The organism is Paraburkholderia sp. CNPSo 3274, from assembly GCF_024206475.1.
GTDB lineage: Bacteria > Pseudomonadota > Gammaproteobacteria > Burkholderiales > Burkholderiaceae > Paraburkholderia.
Map to the genome: position 1 here is coordinate 1 of NZ_JAMBPR010000237.1, position 877 is coordinate 877.

Genomic DNA, 877 nt, shown 5'->3' on the forward strand with positions numbered 1-877 from the left:
ATCCGGGCGCTCGCGATTGCGCGCTCGGACGTTTTGCCTTCCGCTACACAGACAGCGTCGGCACCCGGGATCAGTTTTCTATCGTGGCTCAATGGCTGGCCTGCACGTACCCCTGCCGACGCTTCGCCGACATCCTCGCGGATACCTGCGCACGGCTCGGGGCCGATGTGGTTCGCTATTCCTTCATCGCAGTGGACTTGCACCACCTACTCCTTGCCGGTCTCCCGGCGCACCTGTGTCAAAACGCCTTGCTGCTGGAAATTGACGAGACCTTCTCCCGGAACAGGTTTCGACGGAATTGCGGGAACACAAACGTCAAACTACTGCCGCCGTTCGACCACCCCTGGCAGGTTCACTCTCGCATTGCCTTTACCACCATTTCTGCGCCGAGCAGCCTGATCACCCGCTTCATGTTGTACGCGAGCACGTGCAAGCTCATTTCGGTACTTACCCGCTCAATCGTTCTTGTCAGGAAGTGCGTTGCACCCATCCACGCCTTGAGCGTGCCGAAGGGATGTTCGACAGTCTGTCTTCGGATCCGCATCATGTCGGGGTTATGGTCAAGTCGAGCCTGCATCTCTTCGAGCACCCCTTCGTGCTCCCAGCGTGCCACCCGGCGTTGAGGGCCCGGTGGACTTGCCCCTGCATGACCGGACACGCGGTCACGCTTCGGTTGGTGAAGTTGCGCGCTGGCGGAATTCGCGTGGCGAGCAGTATTTCAAGGCGCTGTGCGGATGCGATTCGTTGTAGTGGTCAAACGCGATAGCCAGGTTTTGCAGTGCGGTTCTGACATCAGGCTTGGGCATCCATGAGACGTAGTCACGCTTTATCGTTTTGACGAAGCTTTCGGCCATCCCGTTGCTCTGCGGACTTCTCA

2 protein-coding genes and 1 pseudogene are annotated in these 877 nt (G+C 59.0%); all 3 read right to left on the reverse strand.

The genetic code is table 11. The annotated features are described in order from the left end of the window. On the reverse strand, window positions 1-203 hold a 203-nt coding region (locus tag M3I54_RS44430), incomplete at its 3' end, for a hypothetical protein (RefSeq protein ID WP_254346737.1). Between the two features lie 149 nt (window positions 204-352). After that, window positions 353-631, reverse strand: a pseudogene (locus tag M3I54_RS44435) (transposase); the annotation flags it as partial. A gap of 31 nt (window positions 632-662) precedes the next feature. Continuing rightward, the coding region (locus M3I54_RS44440; protein ID WP_254345683.1) for an integrase core domain-containing protein at window positions 663-877 on the reverse strand (215 nt) is incomplete at its 5' end.